Source organism: Paenibacillus sp. BT-177 (assembly GCF_025846815.2).
Classification (GTDB): Bacteria; Bacillota; Bacilli; order Paenibacillales; family Paenibacillaceae; genus Paenibacillus; species Paenibacillus polymyxa_C.
The window spans coordinates 658,139-676,384 of sequence record NZ_JAOYTP010000001.1 but is presented as its reverse complement, the minus strand read 5'-3'; the positions used below and the strand labels follow the sequence as shown (position 1 = coordinate 676,384).

Below are 18,246 nucleotides of genomic sequence, written 5' to 3'. Positions count from 1 at the left end.
GGAAACCTGATGAGCCATATCAGAATAAAAGCACTGGGAGTGCACCATCCGTCCCATTCGTTGGATAACGAATATTATGTTCGCCATTTTGACGAGCGGGGAAAAGATATTCGACGCTTCATGGAGCATATGGGTAGAAAACAGCGTTATATCATTGATGATCCGAACGAAAACGGTCTAACCATGGGAATAGCAGCTGCGCAAAAAGCTCTGGAGCAAGCCGGTATGACAGGTCGTGATGTGGATATGATCGTGTTCTCCAGTCAAGTTCCTGAGTCGCTGTTTCCGATGAATGCCTTGTTTGTACACCAGGCGATTGGGGCCAGACATGATGTGGCAGTGATGGATTCCAATGCAAATTGCGCAGGGATGACAGTAGCTGTCGATCAAGCCAGTCGGTCGATGTTGTCTAATCCCGATGTGCGGACAGCGCTTATTATTGGCTCAGATTATAATTCGCTCATTTCCGATCCCGCGGATGAGATTACGTATGCGAACTATGGCGATGCTGCATGTGCAGCTATTTTGGAGCGTACAGAAGAGGACACTGGATTTATAGATTCCCTGTATTATACGGACCCCATCAATATAGATAAAATATTGTACCCGGCTCAGGGGTTAGCGGCGACACTCCAAAGGAACGCACCCGGCAAATTTATTCAGTGGCTTCCGTTCGACGCCAATATGGCCTTGCCTCCAACCTTTGAGCTGCTTGAACGCATTATAAAAAAGAATGGGCTGACGCCTCAGGATGTACGGGCGTATTGTCTGTCGCAGTTTTCATTGGCCAATGTGTTGAAGATCCAGGATCATTTGGAGCTAGAGGATGACCAAATGATTTATGTGGGTGATCGTTATGGTTATACAGGTACCAGCAGCCCGTTCATTGCTCTATATGAAGGTATCGAATCGGGTCGTATCCGGCGCGGCGATTATGTGCTATTTTGGACGATTGGAGCTGGATATCAACTGGTTGCTATGTTGTTTAAATATTAGGAATACGAAGACCTTGCAGCTGCAAGGTCTTTTTGTATATCCCACCATGATATTTGTAATGATTTGGTTGTGTTAGGTGTGATTATTTTGTAAAATTTAAACAATGAATTCATTAGGGAGAGCTTATATTGCGGACGTTGGATAACATGACAAAGATGACGAAAACATCGTACACAATTCATAATAGGAGCTGAAGAGTCATTAAAATCGAAAATTTATTTTACGGGGAACGAATAAAACTGGCCGCAGTTAGGGAAGAAGATGCTGAACTGATGTTCAAATGGGGTGAGGATGCGAAGTATTTGCGCAATGTAGATACGGATTTGGCACTCCCCTACACGTTGAAACAGATGGAATCAGAAGGATCTCCTAGCTCTAACGAGGTCTATTTTCGCTTAAGAACATTGGCAGACGATGTCCTGATCGGATTTGTTGCTATTCATGGGATTGAGTGGAATAATCGCTGCGGGCAGCTGGCAGTAGGTATAGGTAATACAGACTACCGTGGCAAGGGTTTTGGAGCGGAAGCTATACGTCTCATTCTTCGTTATGCGTTTTATGAGCTGAATTTAAATCGGGTCGGCTTGGATGTGATTGAGTACAATACACAAGCGATCCGTACCTATGAGAAGGCAGGGTTCCAGCTTGAGGGGAGAGTTCGTTCCGCTGTTCTCCGTGATGGCAACAGCTATGATCGCATCATGATGGGCATTCTGTACTCTGAATGGAGCTCGTCTCTTTAAATGTAATAGATACACAATTTGTTCATAATATATTCCATAATAAGCCTTTTAATAATGTGAAAAGAGGTTTATAGTTAAGGGGTCACATGCCCAAATCATTATTAATTTGAGTATGAGTCAAAGCTGAGGAGGAATTTACATGGCAAACGTTGTAAGGTCCGTTACTTCACCCAAGAAATTTATTTCTGGACAAAATCTGCTCTCGTCGTTAAATGACTACATTAAGGATTATGGCGATAAGGCCTATGTTATTTGCGATGAGTTTATCCTTGAAAGAGCCCAAAAGGAGGCAGGTGCTTCGATTGAAGCAGCTGGTAACCAGGTGGTCTTCGAGAAATTCCAATATGAATGTACAAAAGAAGAGATTGATCGTAACCGTGAATTAGTACGCAAACATGGTTCGAACATCATTATAGGGATTGGCGGGGGAAAAACGCTGGATACCGCCAAGGCAACAGCCTATTATGAAAAGCTGCCTGTCGTTATTTTTCCAACCATTGCTTCTACAGATGCTCCTTGTACCGCGCTTGCGGTTATTTACAAGAAGGATGGCTCCTTTGATGAATATTTGTTCCTGCCTACGAATCCAGATGTAGTACTTGCAGATACAGGTATTTTGGCAGCGGCGCCTGCACGTTTCTTTGCAGCTGGTATTGGTGATGCACTGGCAACTTATTTTGAAGCTCGTGCCTGCTATCAGGCCAATGGGGACAATCTGGTGCTGAACAAGCCTTCCACTACAGGTCTGGGACTTGCTCGCCTTTGTTATGATACATTGCTGGAAAATGCCGTGAAGGCAAAACGTGCAGTGGATCGTAAAGTATATACTCGTGCAGTTGAGGATACGATTGAAGCGACCATTTATCTGAGTGGTGTCGGAGCAGAATCGGGCGGATTGGCAGCAGCACATGCTATTCATAATGGCATGACGGCTGTTCCTTCTCTTCACAAAGCACAACATGGTGAGAAAGTTACATTCGGCTTGTTAACTCAGCTGGTGCTGGAAAACGCACCAAAAGAAGAGCTAGAGACCGTGATTAAGCTGGTTAAGGATGTAGGTCTTCCTTTAACGCTTCGTGATCTGGGTGTAGAGGAATTTGTTGAGGCTGAATGGCGTCAGGTGGCTGAAGATGCTTGTGCAGCAAATGATACAATGGTCAACATGCCGTTCCCAGTTAGTCCTGATGATGTGTATAACGCAATCATCGCAGCAAATGCGATTGCAGAATCCTATCAAGAATAGTTTCTTTCTAGCTAGAAAAATGGATTTACAAAGACGGGTCTGTCATATCACTGACAGACCCGTTTCGTTTACGTGCACGATCTTGTGAAAGAAAAGAAGGGTATCAGGGACTTATATCCTATCTTGTTCTGACCGATATAGATGTAACAGGGAAAATAGGTTGGTCACACAGCAGGAGGAGATTTGATGTTGGTACATGGTAAAACGCGTAGGGGCAACTTGTACATCCATATGTCCAGCGGTTTTCACAAGATCGGGGATTTTCGGGAAGAATATTCCGTAACACCAGGTGATCGGCTGATGTCTAGATTAACCAAGCGGATCTACACCATTGTATCTGTACATCTTGGTGAAGAGGCATATGCCGATCTTGATCTTGAAGAGGTAATTAGAAATAGTTAGGGAGTTTCATTTGGATTGGGTATAAAAAAGCTTGCACTTCGCTCTAGGAGCAAAGTGCAAGCTTTTTTCTTTCAGCGGAGGGACTCATGGAGAAGATCGCGTGTGATAATATTATTTTGGTTCATAAAATGTCTGATGGCTGCCTGCGAATTGGTTGCCGACAGTTCCTTTCCCCATGTCATGGCATAGGCCCAGGCTGGCTGATTCTGTAGCACCTTCGCACTCGGCAGAATATCACTTTCTCCGATTCCCATAGGCTTGCCCTGCGCAAGCTTTAGCAATTCAGTGTAGTAGGAGGACCTGTAATCATTATTATAGATATCGGCTGCAAGCACATCTACCCGGTTAATGCCTGGAAAGGACAGACTATAGGGAGTGCTATAAGCGTTCGGGGCATTGGGACTCCAGACCCACAACAGGTTATCTAAATGATGGACATGTACGAACCGATCATACATTAGATCCCACAGCTTAGCGTAATTTTGTTTGTTCCCCCACCAAAACCAGTTACCATTCATTTCATGATAGGGTCTCCATAAAACTGGCACATCCGCATCCCGTAAGGTCTTAAGGGACAGAGCCGCCTCGTCCAAATCAGCGATGAGTTGCTTATATTGTGGGGTACCCGGCGTGACGTAACGATTAAATTCAGCTTCAGTAATTTTTGCTTGTACGTTTTTCCACGTTTTTGGTTTGCCCGGTAACGCCTGATGAAAGGTGATAGCTACGATTCCGCCGTCCTGACTCCATTGAATAGCGCTATTCACAACACGCTGACGTTGCTCTCGTAAGGCAGTACGGGATTGATTAGCCAACCCTCCAAACTCATAGCCGTGAAGTCCCGCGTATTGTCCGCTGATTTGTTGCAGCTTGTTATTTTGTTCATCCGGTGCCTCTAAGTAATCGTGCTGTCCGGAAATTAGCATATCATCCGGCACATTAGTTAGGTAGGCAAGTAATTGCCTGGCTTTGGCAGAGGCATGAGCATTAATTGGCGGGGCGGCATCAGCAACAATGAACGATTGTTGAGAGCCGCTAAAGAGTAAAACAAGCATTAGCAGTAGCACCCTCTGTAACCAAAAGCGTGTTGAGTGAGATTTCATGGCGCTCCTCCTTTGATGCTGGTAATGGGGTTAGTTAGTATTTTTCTTTTTGTTTTCTAAGCTGTATGTAGGCACTAATCATGATCACTACTAGACTAATCATGGTCCACCCATTGAGTTCCTGCAAGTGTATCCAGTTGTCCCACACAAGGAAGCCTGATATAAAGACAAGCAAACCTACTGTAAGGTACATTTTGGTTTGTGCTGGACGCTTGGTACGTTTAGAAACCCAATGTATGATGCCTAGAATAAGGGCTGCCTGAAATAAAAATATACCCATTATCATTAAACTAGCTATAAAAATAGGGGACATCCGTTTCCTCCTCCTAGATCTACAAACAGAATATGCAGGTTTTAAGCGGATGTGGATTCTTGGATGTAAGTTTCATTATAAATGGAGTAACCAGTTGCGCCCTGATACGATCCTGAACAAGTTGACTAAATTATACCATAACTACCGTCCTGCAATGAAAGGCGTCTAAATACCCACTCTTCCTTAATTCGTCATCATACTTTATATTCAGTGATATATCGACATTTTGGTTTGTACACTACATACATATGAAGCTTCATTCGGCAGTTGCATTGAATTATAGGCATAATTGCAACGCGAAATCGACGGAAAAGTTTGGTATGATTAAAGTGGATTGCAAAGGAGGCCTTCATATGAATGAAGAACACAGACCATTTTCTAGTCCGGTAGATGCTGAGGGAACCAAAGCAAACTTTGATGCCAATCAGCGGAAGCTTCACTCCGAGGGAGCTTCAAGCCTTTGGCGTCAGGTCAGTAATCTGCTTATTCTGGTTGGCATAATTGCATTAATTATTATTATAGGTCGATTACTATAATGAGATGACTGAAAAGTAAGAAAGATTAGGACGTGATACGTTGTTAAAGGCAGCTTTACTTTTTATTTTGGCAGGCATCGCTGAAATCGGAGGTGGATATCTGATCTGGCGATGGCTGCGAGAAGGCAAGACATGGTATGTCGGACTTTGCGGCGGAGTGATTTTAGCTGTCTATGGAGTCATTGCTACCTTTCAGGTTTTCTCCTCCTTTGGGCGTGTATATGCAGCATACGGAGGTGTCTTTATTGTTCTTTCCATTGCATGGGGCTGGTGGATTGATAAAAAGACACCTGACTTGTACGATTTCATTGGTGGATTGATTTGTTTGGTAGGTATAGCTGTAATTCTGTTGCCGCGCTCAGGGTGATAGGACAAAAACCCCTTTTTTATTTTCAAAAACATGACTATAGGTCTACAAAAATAAGCTTCATATTCCGAAATAGAACTTAAGGAGGGGGTTCTATGAACTGGAATCAAATGAAGCTTAGATTGAAATTTGGCAGTGCTATGCCGAATAGTGAAGGTAATTTCTCTTTTGGTCTCTTGTGTGGACTCTTCATCAGCATTGTATTGTGGATCTCGATTATTGGCTGGATCATGCTTATCTTCAAGTGATACTTAATAACCTGTGACCTATAATTCATGCTTTATTTGGTAAAGTCATTACGTAGCTTATCTATTCCACGGTCCACGGCTTCATCAATCATATCAGTAGCTGCAGGTGAATCGGCATCAGGGTCAGGAATCCGATCAAATCCTGGTTCACGCTTATCCAGAGAATGTTTATATTCGATTTGATCGTCAGTAAGACTCTTTTTTTCGGAGTTATGTTTTTTCATAGCACATTACACGCTCCTTCTTAGGCATGATTCAGTTCTACACTTTACATAAACGCTTATGCTCCATATTAAACGCTTATAAAATAAACCGGGAAGGATAAATCCCGCCCGGTACTTTCCAAACAACTAGCGATGCTCAATCAAATCAATCGCTCCCAGAACAACATGAGCCAGTCCGAAACCGAGAATGCCTGTAGCTGCAAGTTTGTACTTACTGCTCAGCAACACAGCGCCTGAAGCCGATACTACCGTCCCAAGAACAGTTGGAATCATACCTTCACGCATTCGTAACACCCCTTCTGGTGGTTTGGAAAGACATTTATTAGTGTAGTTCAAATGTGCACAAGTTATACAAAAAGAGATTTTTTATTATTTTTTTAAAAAAACACTTTACAATTTGATAAAATTGTCGTATTATAAGTTGGTGCCCGGTTGAACGACATTTACATATCGAGAACACTTCTTAATAAGTAAGCTTCTCAGATACTTGTAAGACAAGAACAAGTAAGTGTAAAAATAGCGTTCCTAAATACTTGCCGGGGTGGCGGAATTGGCAGACGCACAGGACTTAAAATCCTGCGGTAGGTGACTACCGTACCGGTTCGATCCCGGTCCTCGGCATCACAACGTTTTACATCGGTCACATCAGCGTTAAATGGACGAAAATAACGCGAGGTCCTGTGTAGCTGTAACGGAGCAATCCGCAGGTACACAGGACCAACGAAACGCCTCACCGTTAATATGCGGAGGAGGCGTTTTTGTTTTGGCAAGATTACGAAGTATAAAACCCACGGCGGGCAACCGGACAGACTGGCGTCAGCTTCTCACGGAGTTTCTGGCGTATAAAAAGCTAGAGGACGGAGTTGGCGAATATACGCTACACGACTACGATCGGACCGTTAAGCTGCTATTCAAGCGGTTTCCCAATGCGTGGGACACGGAGCAAGCGCTAAGGGACGCGGTAATGGAGCATCTAGCGGAGGACATCGCGCCGCCAACGTTTAACAATCGACTCGTTTACTTACGCACATTCTTTAACTACTGTATGAGAGAGGGCGAGCTATCCACGAATCCGCTCGCAAGTGTAAAGAAACGCAAGACAGAAAACCGAGCCGTTGCGGTCGAGGTAGACGTGCTTAATGCGTTGTTGGCCGCGCCTAACCAAAACACATTTGTCGGTCTACGCGACTATACGCTCATCCTTTTAACGCTGGATACAGGCATCCGTCCATCGGAGGGTACGAAGCTAATACCGCAGGATTTTAACGCATCTTTGCGGGAAATTTACGTACCGGCAAAGGTGGCGAAGGGTCGCGTTGCCCGGACGCTTCCTATATCGGAGACTACAACGAAGGCACTGCGGAAATTGATATCAGTGCGTGCGCCTGAATGGGGCGATGACGTTCCGATATTCTGCTCGTATGAGGGACGGCCGCTTAACCGCCATACGTGGGGCGACCGAATGGAGATATACTGCAAAAAGATCGGAACGCATATTCGACCGTATGATTTGCGGCATGTATTCGCGTTGGAGTTCTTGCGTAACGGGGCGAATGCTTTCGCGGCACAGCGGGCCCTCGGTCACGCTACTATGGAAATGACACGGCGCTACGTGGCGCTTGTAAACGATGATTTGAAAACGGAACACGCGAAGGCGAGTCCGGTGGATCGGCTGTTTAAGAGTACGAAGGCGAAACGGAATACAAAAATATAAAACGTATGAGTAACGCTCATCTCTTCGGAGGTGGCGTTATTTATACTAAAAATTATAGCGAGAGCTAGCAATATGGTGTATACTCAAGGGAGGTATGTAAAACACAAAAAGACCTACCTAAAAGGAGGTTTAGTAAATGCACGCAAGTTTATACGAAGTTTTAAATCTTATGATTCTAATTGCAATTTATGCTAAATTATCTGCAACTAAAAAGTAAACACAAGGGTCGCTATGTTTCTGTAGCGATCTTTTGTTTTATTATACACTAAGCGTTGACTATAGGCAATATTTAATTATTTTTGTATATTAAATTCACCTCACGAGGTATTTGTATTCATATTGTTGAATGTAGGTACGAAATCAGTGTTATATAAACATAATTAGTATTCGCATCCGTCGTCGGCCTCGCGTACCAAATCCTCGAAAAGTACGGAGTTGCACCAGACTTCGGCATGTGGCAAATCGGAGTCAACATCGTTTCGTACGCGTTGATCGGGACAGGCGTGTACTCAACGTTCAAGACGGAGCAGAAGAGACAACGAAGTAAGGCGGGTATGTGCGGACTCATTTGCGCGATATTGCGTAGGTGGGTCCGTTTTTACATAGTTCTATAGACTTGGTAAAAAAGATTCATTTAGAACATTTGTTCCGAAGGTATATCCTCCCATTTTGTCGAAATAGTGAGCAATTTGGGGGAGGTGTCTATATGGCTAAAGGAAAGAAGAATGTTCAGCAGGTTTCGTATGATCTTACAGGAAGAAATGAACTCATCCTCACGGAGAGTAAGTCTATGCGGGATGACTTAGTTTTTAAGGACGAGGTTCTGGATAAGGTAAAGTTTGTGGCCTGTCTTGAAGGTACTACTGAGGTAACGGTAGAAATGGCAGCCTCTTATTACGAGGTTCCGATTGATACCATACAATCAGTAATAAGACGGAATCGTAGCGAACTCAATGAATATGCAGAGGTTCGTGTCTTGAAAGGAAAGACATTGGGGGATTTTAAGACGCGTGTGCAAGATGAACATGCGTTTAAAGGTATAAGTTCTTTAACGCTAATCACCCGCCGCGGCCTTCTCCGTATTGGTATGCTCCTTACGGAATCGGAAGTCGCCAAATCTATCCGTAACTACCTCCTCAACGTGGAAGAAATTGCGGACGCAGATCAACGTCAATGGGCGATCGAACGCGAAATCTCTAAACGAGAACGTCGCCGACTCACGGATTCGATTCAAGCGTTTTATAACGGCAGTCTCAAGAATGATAGGGGACTTGAGTACGCAACGTTCACGAATCTCGTATATAAGGTCTTGTGGGATACGGACACAGTCGGGCTCCGCGAGATGTACGGATTGGAGAAAGGCGAGGCAACCCGCGACGCTCTGAGTACCGAGGATTTACGAAAGGTCGTAGACGTAGAGACTGCAATTAGCTCGCTCATACGTCTTAGGAAGGATTACCGAGAAATACGTGACGAATTAATCGCCGGGAAAGACAATTTCCGGTGAGATCGGCGGACTTGCCTTCGGGTGGGTCCGTTTTTCTTTTAGTGACAGCGGCCTAGTCCGATGGTATTATTTAGGTAAACGTGAGATGACGGAGGAGATTCGGTTTGAAAGATCAAGAATCCGCAGTGTCAGCGAAAGCGGCCGAAGAGGAAGTCGATAACGATCCGAGTTTTTGGGATATGTTTCCGGTAGATAAACAAGTTGCGAGATTAATTTCCGGTCTCATAATCGGCGGCGTCGTGTTGTGGTTTTTGTACGGACTATTACGCTACGGCCTCGTATTTAACATAACGATAAACTAGCTAGTTTTACCCTTCTTTCACCGTATATCAGCGTTGTTTAGCATCTTGAATACATACGTAAGCAACACGAATAGAAAGCCTAATTTCACGTTAAAAGCCTGTGTCCCTCCACGTAGAGGATTGCCGGCTTTTTCGTCGTTATAGCTTTTAGCATATCGCACAAGAGTGCGTAACACTTCTCTATCTAGTTGGGGATACCTAAATATGGTAGGATGAGGACAGAACTATAATTCGAAAGAGGCTAAAATATGAGTGATACCCAATTATTGAGAGGTAGCTTTTTAGATTTCTACGAGCCATACTTTTCAAATAGACAGACAGCACAATCTTTTATCGAATCTTGTTATGCTAGAGAAAATCCCTTACCAAGAAGAATTCTGAATTATACGGAGAGACTCGTCAGATTAGGTGAGGAAGCGGGGGAAGGCAGAGGAGGACATGGGATTCAAGTTACACATTTTGTTATATGTATAGAATCACTATTCCATCTTCTTAATCCCGATGAGAATGTTGAGAGTGTTAATCGCTTAGGAAGAATTAAATATTTCTTTGAAGAATATACATCAAAACAAGATAAGAATCTGCTCCGTAAGGGTGTTGCAAGATCTATTGCAGACTCACGAGGTCTTGATGGAAGCCTAGATATGGAGCATATTGCAAGAATCTTCTGCGAAGTACGAAATAAGTACATTCATGAAGGCGTATTCTATGAATTTTCATTTCCTACTGATGAGAAGGAAATGGATGAGGAAGGCGTAAGCTACGAAGTCTCACTATTAAATGATTTGGTACTTAAAGAATATCGTAAAGATAGCAAGGAACGGCGGCTTTATAGAATCACTATTACTTACAGGGAAATAAGGGATATTATGGTACGTTCCTGTCTATGTTTCTTAGATAAGCAGATAAAAATCCTAGATCAAACACCTTAGGGTTAATATACAAGTTAACGGATATAGACAGCGACCAATTTATAGGGACTGCTGTTTTTTTTTTGTTTAAATTTGGATTAGAGCCTTCACTTAGGTAGTCTTCCTAGGTCTCGTCATATAACCTCAACGTAAAACCACCGTGAAATAGCCTGTTTAAGCCTACGCTAAGGGGTACGTAAGGGTACAAGTGGAGGGGCTAATTTAGCGTTGATTTTACGTCATTACAAAGCGAATTGATTTCGCGTATTTCATCGCTTATTGAGTCTATACGTGCGTTAACGTTGTCGATCTTATCTATCGTTACGCGTTGCTTGCGATCCAGTTCGAGGACGAGTGCGCCAATTTCATCGTTCATTTTCACAATAATAGCCTCCTACGTAAAGAAGACCGCGAGATTAACGGTCTTCTTTTTTTGGTTCGGTACTTTCTTTGGCACTCGTTATGTATTTAATCAAGTCCCCCGGTTGACAGTCTAATACGGAGCAAACCCGATCAAGAGTCTCAATAGTTATAGACTTTACGTCAACGCCCTCGTTTGTTACCCATTGGCTTATGGTATTTGGACGGATACCTGAGCTTTTAGACAATGCATACATACTCATTTCTCTTTTTTTGAGCATCTCTTCAAGTGTAAAACGAATCATCCGCGACCCTCCTTGTAATTAATTTTATTTTATCATAAAAGGGGCTTGACTCTAATAACTCGTTGGGTTATTATCGTATCAGGTTATTAACGTATTGAGTTAATAAAAAGTTCCAGCTTTATCCCAAGAAACATCGTGCTGTTCCGAAGCATCAACGCAATTCATCCTATAATCCCGCTTGGAGGCGAATCACATGTCAATAACGTTAGGTTTCATCCGTAATCGTCGCGACAGTCTCGTAATCATCACGGTCGGAAGCGGCCGCACTCGCCAAGAACTCCGCATTACATCGGAATTATTCTTCACTATTATACCGCAAGCTAATCCGTATCTCTACGGTGACATTGTTGAGGCTACTCCGGCACAGCTCGTTGAACTCGGTTTTGAGTTGGACGCAGAAATGAAACGGGAAGTCTTCCGTGTTGTTCGTCCGCTAGTTACTCCGGCTCAAATCCGCTACGTACTTGATCCGATCACAGGGAACTACATAGTTCGGTACGTCGGCACACGTCAGGAGCTCGTAATACAGGCGCGGGCGTTCTGGCGGATAACCGGAGTCAATCAACGGTCGCCGCTCGGTAGTCTAACGCTATCAATGGACGTTATGAAGGAACTCGGATTCATCGTCGGGAAGGGAGGCGTGCAGATTGAACGCAGTAAGCAATTTATCAACTACGCGTAACATCGTATTATCACGTAAAGCTCGTAAACGTATCGTCGCTGTACTTAGATTCGTCTATGCAGTCGTATTGATTGCGCGTGAGGTGTTGGCGTAATGTCTTACTTGGAAATATTCACGGATTATCGGCTTGGTTCCGAAACGTCGGGCGAGGCGCTAATGATCGCGTTTCGGTTCTATGTTCTGGCGGTCGGCAACGTATTAGAAAGTCCGCACTTCACTGATGCGGAGCGGATTGAAACGTTAAAAGAATTAGATACAGCATTTAACAACGTATTTCCGAACGGAGGCATTTGAGTATGGATGAATCAACCGTATTAGAACGGGCGGCGCTTGCTTACGGACCTTACGATTTGCCGCATATGTATGAAGTCGTAGAGGGCGTTTTATACGCGGATCACTACTTTTTCCACCTTGAAAACGGTATTTTATGGCTTCGTCACGTCCGCAAAGTCGACCATCCAGAACACACGCACTTATTTATCGACGGAGACTCCGGCGGCCTTCAACTCGGGAAGAACGTTCAGCGCGACTTGTTCGAAGTAGTTACGGAAGTCCTCGATCATATCCGCGCCATGAACGGCTTAACGTTTCTAGTCGACGAACTCCTCTGGTTGGATGATCGAGGTGATATCGAATTAAATCTCGTTAAGAAAAAAGGATGACGCATTCTCCGATGAACCTAAACGCCATAACGGGGAGGAGACGCGCGTGTATTATCAGGCTGCCTTTGCGCCAACATTGGCGGCTAAATGTCTGTACTTTCCGACGCCAATCGGAGGGATCGCTATGCGGATGAAACTAACGATGTCCCGAGTAATATTCCCACGTGGGAACAACGTTCGAACGTTCGAACAATGTCTTGCTGACAAGACACACCTTTGGCCGTCCGTAGACTGCGCGCCAACGCATGTACTGCGGTTCGGCCAGCTTCGATAATTCCTACGTCCGGATACGGCAATATCCGTCAGGCAGGCGTAGTTCACATAAATCCGGAAGTGTAGCGGCAACTGCAATTCCATCCTCGGACGATCGGCCGGTAAATCCGGTTCAGGCACTGGTCGTCTGCTTGTTATATCGAGTAATACGAACGTGAGTTCCATTTGGTCGCAAAAAAGATCGTTTGTTCACGAATTAGACACAATTGGAGTGTGCGGGGATATTCGCGTGTCCCATTTTCGCGATTTCGTGTCCTATTTATATATAGGGGGAAATTTTTTACGGCCCTGTGCGGAGTCAAAATTCGCTGTAGATAATACAGTATCTGATGTGCGAAACGGGCATCGACAGGCGTGTTATCTGTGACGGACGAAAATAAATTTCCGCAAAAGTGTGCTAGCCGCATTTCTCATCCGTTGAAGTAGATGAAAGGCGGATGTGCGAAAACGAGAAAAGCGTCGTCAATATGCGGAGAAAATAATGCGACGATGTGCGAAACGCGTGTGACCGGCAGCAAGTTAGTGTAAGGCGGAAAACACTGCGTAAATGTGTGCATAACGACGCCGCGCATTCGGTTAAGTAGGTAGACCGCGAGAAACCGCATCTCATATAAACCAAACTAAAAGGAGCGATTTTATTATGACAAACGCATTGTTGACACGGGAACAGTACGTAGCTAAGAAAGCCGGAGAGTGGGCGGAGAAGGGGGCGCGTTTTAAGGAGCGGCGAGAAACACATCGCCTTACGCTCACGAAGGTTGCGGAAGCCCTCGGCATTAGTCCAAGCACACTTCGACGGTTTGAGTTAGGTCAGCCGGTACGTTCTTCCAACATCATTGAAAAAGCATACGAGATGTACTTTGACCTCAGAGTTCACGCTTTTATGTGTGCGCAAGATAACGCGGAGTTGGTTGCGGATTATTTAGTCGATCAAGAAATCGGAGGTACTGGGAAGATTGAGATTAGGAAAAAGGAATATACGAAGGTAGCAGAAATTGACACGGGTAATCCCGATCTTAACGTGGATATAGCTATTGAATTATGCGAGAAGTCGGGAGGTAAATATTTCTTCACGTATTAATCGGTGCAACAACGCGGTGGCTCCGATGTGGGCTGCCGCTCAATAAAAATGACCTTCCATTAAGGAAGGCCACTTTTACTCTCATCAGATGAACTGACGCCTTGTGTAGGGGAGTTGGTATAGAACTCCACCGAAAAGGGCCCAGCCTGTCCTTTAACAACAGGGGTATACCCCATATGTATAGCGTATACAACGCAGACAGCCAGAATGAGAATTAGGGACAAGATACCTATAAGTGTGTTTTTGTTTCGCATGAAACTTCTCCTCTCCTGCGACCCAAGCCCACCATATAAAACCACCCACAGGAGAAGATAGGTCATTGTATACTTCATGCGAACCCTTGCTGACAAGGGATATATGTTTTCACCCCAGTTCAGCTACTTTTCCGGATGACCAAGCCGAATGCGATCAAATGGTATCTTGTCCCTAGTTAATTGTTACCACAGAACCTAGCAGTTGTAAATAATAGATAGAAAGTCTCTATTAGATAATTCTATTAACGGGAGGGAACGTGATGACGAATAAAGACGCTTTGTTCACGCAAATTCCGCTCATTATATACCGGCTTTATCCGCAGCTTGACGGGTTCGACCTCGGAACAGCGGGTTTTTATGGCTACCTTAAGTCTATGTGTCAACATAGCTCACGTCATGCGTTGTACGGTAAGACGTGGCTCAAGCAGGAGACTATGACCACGTATACAGGGCTATCTCCGTACAAAATCCGCCAGCACACGGCCATGCTTTGTCGTTACGGTTTGCTCAACGTCACAAAGTCCGATCGCATTCCGAACAAGCTCATATACGAGCCGCTTGAACCGCTGACGTATGCGGAATTTCACGAAAAATACGGTATAGAGGAGATGACGAAATGACCGAAAGAAGTCGCAATCCGCTTCCCAACGATAAGGTATCTCTTCTTGATGATCCCCGCGGGTTTGAGGTTTACAACCGCGACCTTGTACGTAAGGTATTCCCGCGAATTATTAATGAAACGCTCGATATCGTGTACGCAGGTAGGCAACGTAAACCGGAAATTAGGGATATCGTGGCCTTCTACTTTACATTGCAATCGTATATTGATGGAAACCATCTCCGTAGCGACGGAACGCTTAACGACAGATTCGGGGCGTGCTTTATATCGTATGAGACCTTGGTGTCTACGCTTAGGATTGACCGATCACGTATCAAATTGCTTGCGGATATTCTGGAGACCAATGGAATCATTCGTACAGCCACCCGATACGAGGGTACACGGCGTTTTAAGTGGTATTTTCCGTCGTATTGTCCGCGCATCACTGATGACGGATACATCGTTGACGAGGAAGGAACGGTAATTGAGCCGGACTTGAATGTGTATAGTTCGGTAACACGTCGAAACGCCCGCCACTCCGCTTAGTACGATCAGATCACACTACGGTAAGTACGGTCAGATCGTATCACGCCTAGTACGATCAGGTCACACGGTAAAAAGAGAAAGGTGTAAAAGAGAAATACGTAAAAGAGAAACAAATAATACCGAGCCAAACCTGTTTCGGGATAGAAGACCACTATCCCTCACGCGTCGTCATTCGCTTACGCTCATTCCTAGCGAAGTATCATGCGCGCATTAGGGTAGTCACATATAGATTTTTGCGTGAAAACTTCCACTAAGGAAGAACAACAGATACGCAGACATCAAAATATTAAGTTTCCATATAGGGGGGGGCACGTTTGAACATCACCACATTTTGGGATGCACACTACCGGATAGAGGATGACGAGTTACGCGTTATGATCGCCGACATCGTCACATCCGCGCTCCTAGCGGCCGGATGGTCACGTAACAAGCTCGCAGCACAGACGTACAGGCATCCGATGACAAGGCGTAAAAACTACTTGTCGCGGTTTTCAATCCTCGAAATCTTAGCGGACTTCATTATAAAAGCGGATATGCTTGCCGAGCGTACTGCATCTCATCCGGTAAAGAATGCTGACGCGGAGTTTTACCGCGAGCAGCAGAGGAAGAAACGCGAGATATCACTAGAAGCGTTCATCGAGGGCGGCGGTCAGGTTGATTTAACGGGGCAGATATACCTTCCAAGAGAAGATGTGACAAATTTGTGAATGTTACATAATATACCTGATATTTTGAGCGCTGGTTTCCCATGTATATATGAGGAGATAAGACCGTAATTGTGCCGGGTGCTTGGCGGCATGATCGGTCTTTATTTATAACTATGTATGAACAAGACACCACCACAAAAGGAGGAATATGAAGTGCAGCTAACGCCAGAAATCATACGTACTTGCCGTATCAACTTGGGGATGTCGCAGGGAAAACTCGCGAAAGAGGCGAGTGTATCAGTACCCTTACTCGGCGCTATTGAGCGGGACGAACGTCCTTTGCTACCTCATGTTGCGCAAAGAATCCGTGCAGCCATTCCCTATACAGACGAGCAAATCGTTGAATTAGTGAGTACCGTTCGTCGGCTTAACCAGTGAGGAGGCGATAACGTGCAAACAGAGTTAAAGGCGTTTTCGGTCGAGTATGGAGCAAAAAGGCCGTTAACATTCCGGCCGCCTAATATTGACACACTGGAAAAACAGTTCTTGTTTGATGGTATGGATGAGTACGTCAGTAAACGCGTAACCAAAAAGCAACTTGAGAGCTTGAGTGATGAGAGCGTGTATCGGTTGGTTGAGAAGTTCGCAATTGAAGTGTGCAAGGCTGAGTCTCCAACGAAAAACTACGGAATCAAGAAAGCAGAGGTAAGATACGCTATTCTCTACCGACTTCAAGAAATAATGAAATCCGAATAGATTTTACGGTAATCTACCGGGCGATTTCTGTCGGCCGGCTATTTGCCGTGCCTAAAAATAACAAAAGGAGTTGGTCGGATGAAGATTTCGGTGTATCAACAGGTTTACGTTTCTGGAGACGCCACGAAAACACTCGTCATATTGGTCGCGGAGGACGGCAGCGTCATAGACCGCCATAACGTAACTTACGAAGCTTATCCGCTTATTGACGTTGCTTGGTCTAACTTTGAGCATGTGACACGCATAGTTCATCGGTGCCTTGGAGCAGACATTGTTGACTATCACTGCAATGTACTCGGCCATTATCACCTTACCAAACGAGGGAGCGGATATGGTCGCAAGCTTGTACAAAATCGGCTGACGGGAAAGCAGAGTACAAAGATATCATGGTCAAACGCGACGGAGGAAGAACAAGAGGAGGAATCAGCGTGAGCAAATTCATTAACTCAAAAACGTGGACAGGCGGCATCGGTACAGGAGAGGAGATCGCCAGCATCGGCCCGTCACTCGTTATCAGTCGGAAGGAGTCGGATAAGCCGGCGAGAGTAAAGCGTAAATCCGGTGTAGTTTCGTACTTTAGCAATCGGGGCTACGGGTTCATCTCGTCCGGTGATAACCGCGTATTCTTCCATCTATCCGACTGCGAATCGTTCGATACGGCGGAAGTACCGGTCGGCTTGCGCGTGAGTTACGTGCTAACGGAAGGTAGGGGCGGCAAGCCTGCGGCGGCGGACGTACAAGCAAACTAAACTAAAAGGGGAAATGAACAATGACAACTTACAACGATACTATCCAAAAAGTAAAAGATTTGATTTATGGAGATGGCTCCATCATAGCCTCTCATGATATCTTCACCCGTGTAAAAAAAGAGGTTAAAGAAGCGCAAGAAGACCCGACTTTATCGGGCATAGGCATCGCACAAAAGGCGCGCGGAATACGCGAAAAAGGGGCTGTCGAACTGGCAAAGATTATCCGCGCCAATAAAGCCGCTATAGATGCCGAGTTGGACGTAGCGGAAAAGAGCGTTCGCGCTGTGATTAGCGCTCCGAATCCCCAACCGTCCGCCGAGCAATTACGGGAGTTCACCGATAAGTACGGCTCTCTAAAAACGGAATTGCTCGTATTCAATAACAAACGCGCTGCCCAACAGCTCCTAGAATTTATGGAGGACATCCGCGATCCGTACATTGCCAAAATCATCGTAGACGACTTTGCAACTACCGGGGTCGAGCTGAACAAACACATAACCGACCCGTTACGATTGCGGACTTCATATGAGCAAATAAAGGCTACGGCAGAGACAGACGCGAAGACACAGGCAAGACAGAATCTTGACGAGATTGCTCGACTTAGGGCTGCGCAGCCTGTTAACTCAATGGTCCGATTAGGAGCCGCCCCTACGTTGGGCGAAGAACTCACGGACAAGGTGTTGCGGGATCACGAGTCGTTTTTACAAGTACATGGAGAGTGACC

31 protein-coding genes and 1 tRNA gene are annotated in these 18,246 nt (G+C 45.1%); 25 read left to right on the top strand and 7 right to left on the bottom strand.

Going from position 1 to position 18,246, the window contains the following annotated elements; translation table 11 throughout:
* Positions 1–9 precede the first annotated feature (9 nt).
* The 4 genes from OIU26_RS03120 (at position 10) to OIU26_RS03105 (ending at position 3,384) form a co-directional block, all read left to right on the top strand.
* The gene (locus OIU26_RS03120; RefSeq protein WP_264215921.1) at positions 10–996 is read left to right on the top strand and encodes a ketoacyl-ACP synthase III; all 987 of its coding nucleotides are present in this window, start codon (positions 10–12) and stop codon (positions 994–996) included.
* 200 nt (positions 997–1,196) lie between these two features.
* Positions 1,197–1,739 (top strand): GNAT family N-acetyltransferase, encoded by a 543-nt coding sequence (locus OIU26_RS03115; protein WP_040103355.1) that lies wholly within the window; start codon positions 1,197–1,199, stop codon positions 1,737–1,739.
* A gap of 139 nt (positions 1,740–1,878) precedes the next feature.
* A complete protein-coding gene (locus OIU26_RS03110) occupies positions 1,879–2,982 on the top strand; it encodes a glycerol dehydrogenase (RefSeq protein ID WP_013371961.1) in 1,104 nt (367 codons plus the stop codon).
* A 186-nt stretch (positions 2,983–3,168) separates the two neighbouring features.
* A complete protein-coding gene (locus OIU26_RS03105) occupies positions 3,169–3,384 on the top strand; it encodes a hypothetical protein (RefSeq protein ID WP_102998789.1) in 216 nt (71 codons plus the stop codon).
* Positions 3,385–3,455: 71 nt separating this feature from the next.
* On the opposite strand, the gene OIU26_RS03100 is transcribed toward OIU26_RS03105, so the two are convergent.
* Positions 3,456–4,487: a glycoside hydrolase family 26 protein gene (locus tag OIU26_RS03100; protein WP_264215920.1), complete on the bottom strand. Its 1,032-nt coding sequence runs from the start codon at positions 4,485–4,487 to the stop codon at positions 3,456–3,458.
* Between the two features lie 34 nt (positions 4,488–4,521).
* A complete protein-coding gene (locus OIU26_RS03095) occupies positions 4,522–4,767 on the bottom strand; it encodes a hypothetical protein (protein WP_264215919.1) in 246 nt (81 codons plus the stop codon).
* Between the two features lie 386 nt (positions 4,768–5,153).
* Here OIU26_RS03095 and OIU26_RS03090 point away from each other — a divergent pair, with 386 nt between their 5' ends.
* The 3 genes from OIU26_RS03090 to OIU26_RS03080 all read left to right on the top strand — a co-directional run bounded on the left by OIU26_RS03090 (position 5,154) and on the right by OIU26_RS03080 (position 5,951).
* The gene (locus OIU26_RS03090) at positions 5,154–5,336 is read left to right on the top strand and encodes a hypothetical protein (RefSeq protein ID WP_264215918.1); all 183 of its coding nucleotides are present in this window, start codon (positions 5,154–5,156) and stop codon (positions 5,334–5,336) included.
* Between the two features lie 40 nt (positions 5,337–5,376).
* The gene (locus OIU26_RS03085; protein WP_264215917.1) at positions 5,377–5,703 is read left to right on the top strand and encodes a YnfA family protein; all 327 of its coding nucleotides are present in this window, start codon (positions 5,377–5,379) and stop codon (positions 5,701–5,703) included.
* Positions 5,704–5,798: 95 nt separating this feature from the next.
* Positions 5,799–5,951, top strand: coding sequence for a hypothetical protein (locus OIU26_RS03080; RefSeq protein WP_264215916.1), 153 nt, complete (start codon positions 5,799–5,801; stop codon positions 5,949–5,951).
* 32 nt (positions 5,952–5,983) lie between these two features.
* Here the strand turns inward: OIU26_RS03080 and OIU26_RS03075 are convergent, their stop codons facing one another.
* Both OIU26_RS03075 and OIU26_RS03070 read right to left on the bottom strand, forming a co-directional pair.
* Positions 5,984–6,175, bottom strand: a complete 192-nt coding sequence (locus tag OIU26_RS03075; RefSeq protein ID WP_264215915.1) for a hypothetical protein — start codon at positions 6,173–6,175, stop codon at positions 5,984–5,986.
* A gap of 126 nt (positions 6,176–6,301) precedes the next feature.
* A complete protein-coding gene (locus tag OIU26_RS03070; protein ID WP_013371953.1) occupies positions 6,302–6,460 on the bottom strand; it encodes a hypothetical protein in 159 nt (52 codons plus the stop codon).
* 250 nt (positions 6,461–6,710) lie between these two features.
* On the opposite strand from OIU26_RS03070, the gene OIU26_RS03065 reads away from it, so the two are divergent.
* The 5 genes from OIU26_RS03065 to OIU26_RS03045 all read left to right on the top strand — a co-directional run bounded on the left by OIU26_RS03065 (position 6,711) and on the right by OIU26_RS03045 (position 10,630).
* A tRNA-Leu gene (locus OIU26_RS03065) sits at positions 6,711–6,796 on the top strand.
* Between the two features lie 142 nt (positions 6,797–6,938).
* Positions 6,939–7,889 carry a tyrosine-type recombinase/integrase gene (locus OIU26_RS03060; RefSeq protein ID WP_264215914.1) on the top strand — a complete coding sequence of 317 codons (951 nt, stop codon included), beginning with the start codon at positions 6,939–6,941 and terminating at the stop codon, positions 7,887–7,889.
* 706 nt (positions 7,890–8,595) lie between these two features.
* Positions 8,596–9,396, top strand: coding sequence for a hypothetical protein (locus tag OIU26_RS03055; protein ID WP_264215913.1), 801 nt, complete (start codon positions 8,596–8,598; stop codon positions 9,394–9,396).
* 125 nt (positions 9,397–9,521) lie between these two features.
* Complete coding sequence (locus OIU26_RS03050; RefSeq protein ID WP_264215912.1) at positions 9,522–9,698, top strand: hypothetical protein; 177 nt, start codon at positions 9,522–9,524, stop codon at positions 9,696–9,698.
* 248 nt (positions 9,699–9,946) lie between these two features.
* A complete protein-coding gene (locus OIU26_RS03045) occupies positions 9,947–10,630 on the top strand; it encodes a hypothetical protein (protein WP_264215911.1) in 684 nt (227 codons plus the stop codon).
* A gap of 196 nt (positions 10,631–10,826) precedes the next feature.
* On the opposite strand, the gene OIU26_RS03040 is transcribed toward OIU26_RS03045, so the two are convergent.
* Both OIU26_RS03040 and OIU26_RS03035 read right to left on the bottom strand, forming a co-directional pair.
* A complete protein-coding gene (locus OIU26_RS03040; RefSeq protein ID WP_181969125.1) occupies positions 10,827–10,991 on the bottom strand; it encodes a hypothetical protein in 165 nt (54 codons plus the stop codon).
* Positions 10,992–11,025: 34 nt separating this feature from the next.
* Entirely contained in the window at positions 11,026–11,274 is a 249-nt protein-coding gene (locus OIU26_RS03035) for a helix-turn-helix domain-containing protein (RefSeq protein ID WP_264215910.1), read from the bottom strand.
* Between the two features lie 193 nt (positions 11,275–11,467).
* Here OIU26_RS03035 and OIU26_RS03030 point away from each other — a divergent pair, with 193 nt between their 5' ends.
* The 4 genes from OIU26_RS03030 to OIU26_RS03015 are packed head-to-tail and all read left to right on the top strand — an operon-like array spanning position 11,468 to position 12,618.
* The gene (locus tag OIU26_RS03030; RefSeq protein WP_264215909.1) at positions 11,468–11,956 is read left to right on the top strand and encodes a hypothetical protein; all 489 of its coding nucleotides are present in this window, start codon (positions 11,468–11,470) and stop codon (positions 11,954–11,956) included.
* The gene (locus OIU26_RS03025) at positions 11,922–12,050 is read left to right on the top strand and encodes a hypothetical protein (protein WP_264215908.1); all 129 of its coding nucleotides are present in this window, start codon (positions 11,922–11,924) and stop codon (positions 12,048–12,050) included. Before OIU26_RS03030 ends, OIU26_RS03025 begins: the two co-directional genes overlap by 35 nt.
* Positions 12,050–12,250: a hypothetical protein gene (locus OIU26_RS03020; protein ID WP_264215907.1), complete on the top strand. Its 201-nt coding sequence runs from the start codon at positions 12,050–12,052 to the stop codon at positions 12,248–12,250. Before OIU26_RS03025 ends, OIU26_RS03020 begins: the two co-directional genes overlap by 1 nt.
* A gap of 2 nt (positions 12,251–12,252) precedes the next feature.
* Positions 12,253–12,618 carry a hypothetical protein gene (locus OIU26_RS03015; RefSeq protein WP_264215906.1) on the top strand — a complete coding sequence of 122 codons (366 nt, stop codon included), beginning with the start codon at positions 12,253–12,255 and terminating at the stop codon, positions 12,616–12,618.
* Positions 12,619–12,672: 54 nt separating this feature from the next.
* Here the strand turns inward: OIU26_RS03015 and OIU26_RS03010 are convergent, their stop codons facing one another.
* Complete coding sequence (locus OIU26_RS03010; protein WP_264215905.1) at positions 12,673–13,056, bottom strand: hypothetical protein; 384 nt, start codon at positions 13,054–13,056, stop codon at positions 12,673–12,675.
* A 475-nt stretch (positions 13,057–13,531) separates the two neighbouring features.
* Between OIU26_RS03010 and OIU26_RS03005 the strand changes: the two genes are divergently transcribed.
* The 9 genes from OIU26_RS03005 to OIU26_RS02965 all read left to right on the top strand — a co-directional run bounded on the left by OIU26_RS03005 (position 13,532) and on the right by OIU26_RS02965 (position 18,244).
* Complete coding sequence (locus tag OIU26_RS03005) at positions 13,532–13,972, top strand: helix-turn-helix domain-containing protein (RefSeq protein WP_264215904.1); 441 nt, start codon at positions 13,532–13,534, stop codon at positions 13,970–13,972.
* Positions 13,973–14,486: 514 nt separating this feature from the next.
* On the top strand, positions 14,487–14,846 hold the full coding sequence (locus OIU26_RS03000; protein WP_264215903.1) for a hypothetical protein: 360 nt from the start codon (positions 14,487–14,489) through the stop codon (positions 14,844–14,846).
* Positions 14,843–15,370 carry a hypothetical protein gene (locus OIU26_RS02995; RefSeq protein WP_264215902.1) on the top strand — a complete coding sequence of 176 codons (528 nt, stop codon included), beginning with the start codon at positions 14,843–14,845 and terminating at the stop codon, positions 15,368–15,370. The genes OIU26_RS03000 and OIU26_RS02995 overlap by 4 nt, the downstream gene beginning before the upstream one ends.
* Positions 15,371–15,684: 314 nt before the next feature.
* Positions 15,685–16,077 (top strand): hypothetical protein, encoded by a 393-nt coding sequence (locus OIU26_RS02990; RefSeq protein ID WP_264215901.1) that lies wholly within the window; start codon positions 15,685–15,687, stop codon positions 16,075–16,077.
* Between the two features lie 117 nt (positions 16,078–16,194).
* Positions 16,195–16,455, top strand: coding sequence for a helix-turn-helix domain-containing protein (locus OIU26_RS02985; RefSeq protein WP_152379991.1), 261 nt, complete (start codon positions 16,195–16,197; stop codon positions 16,453–16,455).
* A gap of 12 nt (positions 16,456–16,467) precedes the next feature.
* On the top strand, positions 16,468–16,773 hold the full coding sequence (locus tag OIU26_RS02980) for a hypothetical protein (protein ID WP_264215900.1): 306 nt from the start codon (positions 16,468–16,470) through the stop codon (positions 16,771–16,773).
* A gap of 78 nt (positions 16,774–16,851) precedes the next feature.
* Positions 16,852–17,205 (top strand): hypothetical protein, encoded by a 354-nt coding sequence (locus OIU26_RS02975; protein ID WP_264215899.1) that lies wholly within the window; start codon positions 16,852–16,854, stop codon positions 17,203–17,205.
* Positions 17,160–17,522 carry a cold shock domain-containing protein gene (locus OIU26_RS02970; RefSeq protein WP_264215898.1) on the top strand — a complete coding sequence of 121 codons (363 nt, stop codon included), beginning with the start codon at positions 17,160–17,162 and terminating at the stop codon, positions 17,520–17,522. The genes OIU26_RS02975 and OIU26_RS02970 overlap by 46 nt, the downstream gene beginning before the upstream one ends.
* Before the next feature lie 20 nt (positions 17,523–17,542).
* Positions 17,543–18,244, top strand: a complete 702-nt coding sequence (locus tag OIU26_RS02965; RefSeq protein WP_264215897.1) for a hypothetical protein — start codon at positions 17,543–17,545, stop codon at positions 18,242–18,244.
* The last annotated feature ends 2 nt before the right edge of the window (positions 18,245–18,246 follow it).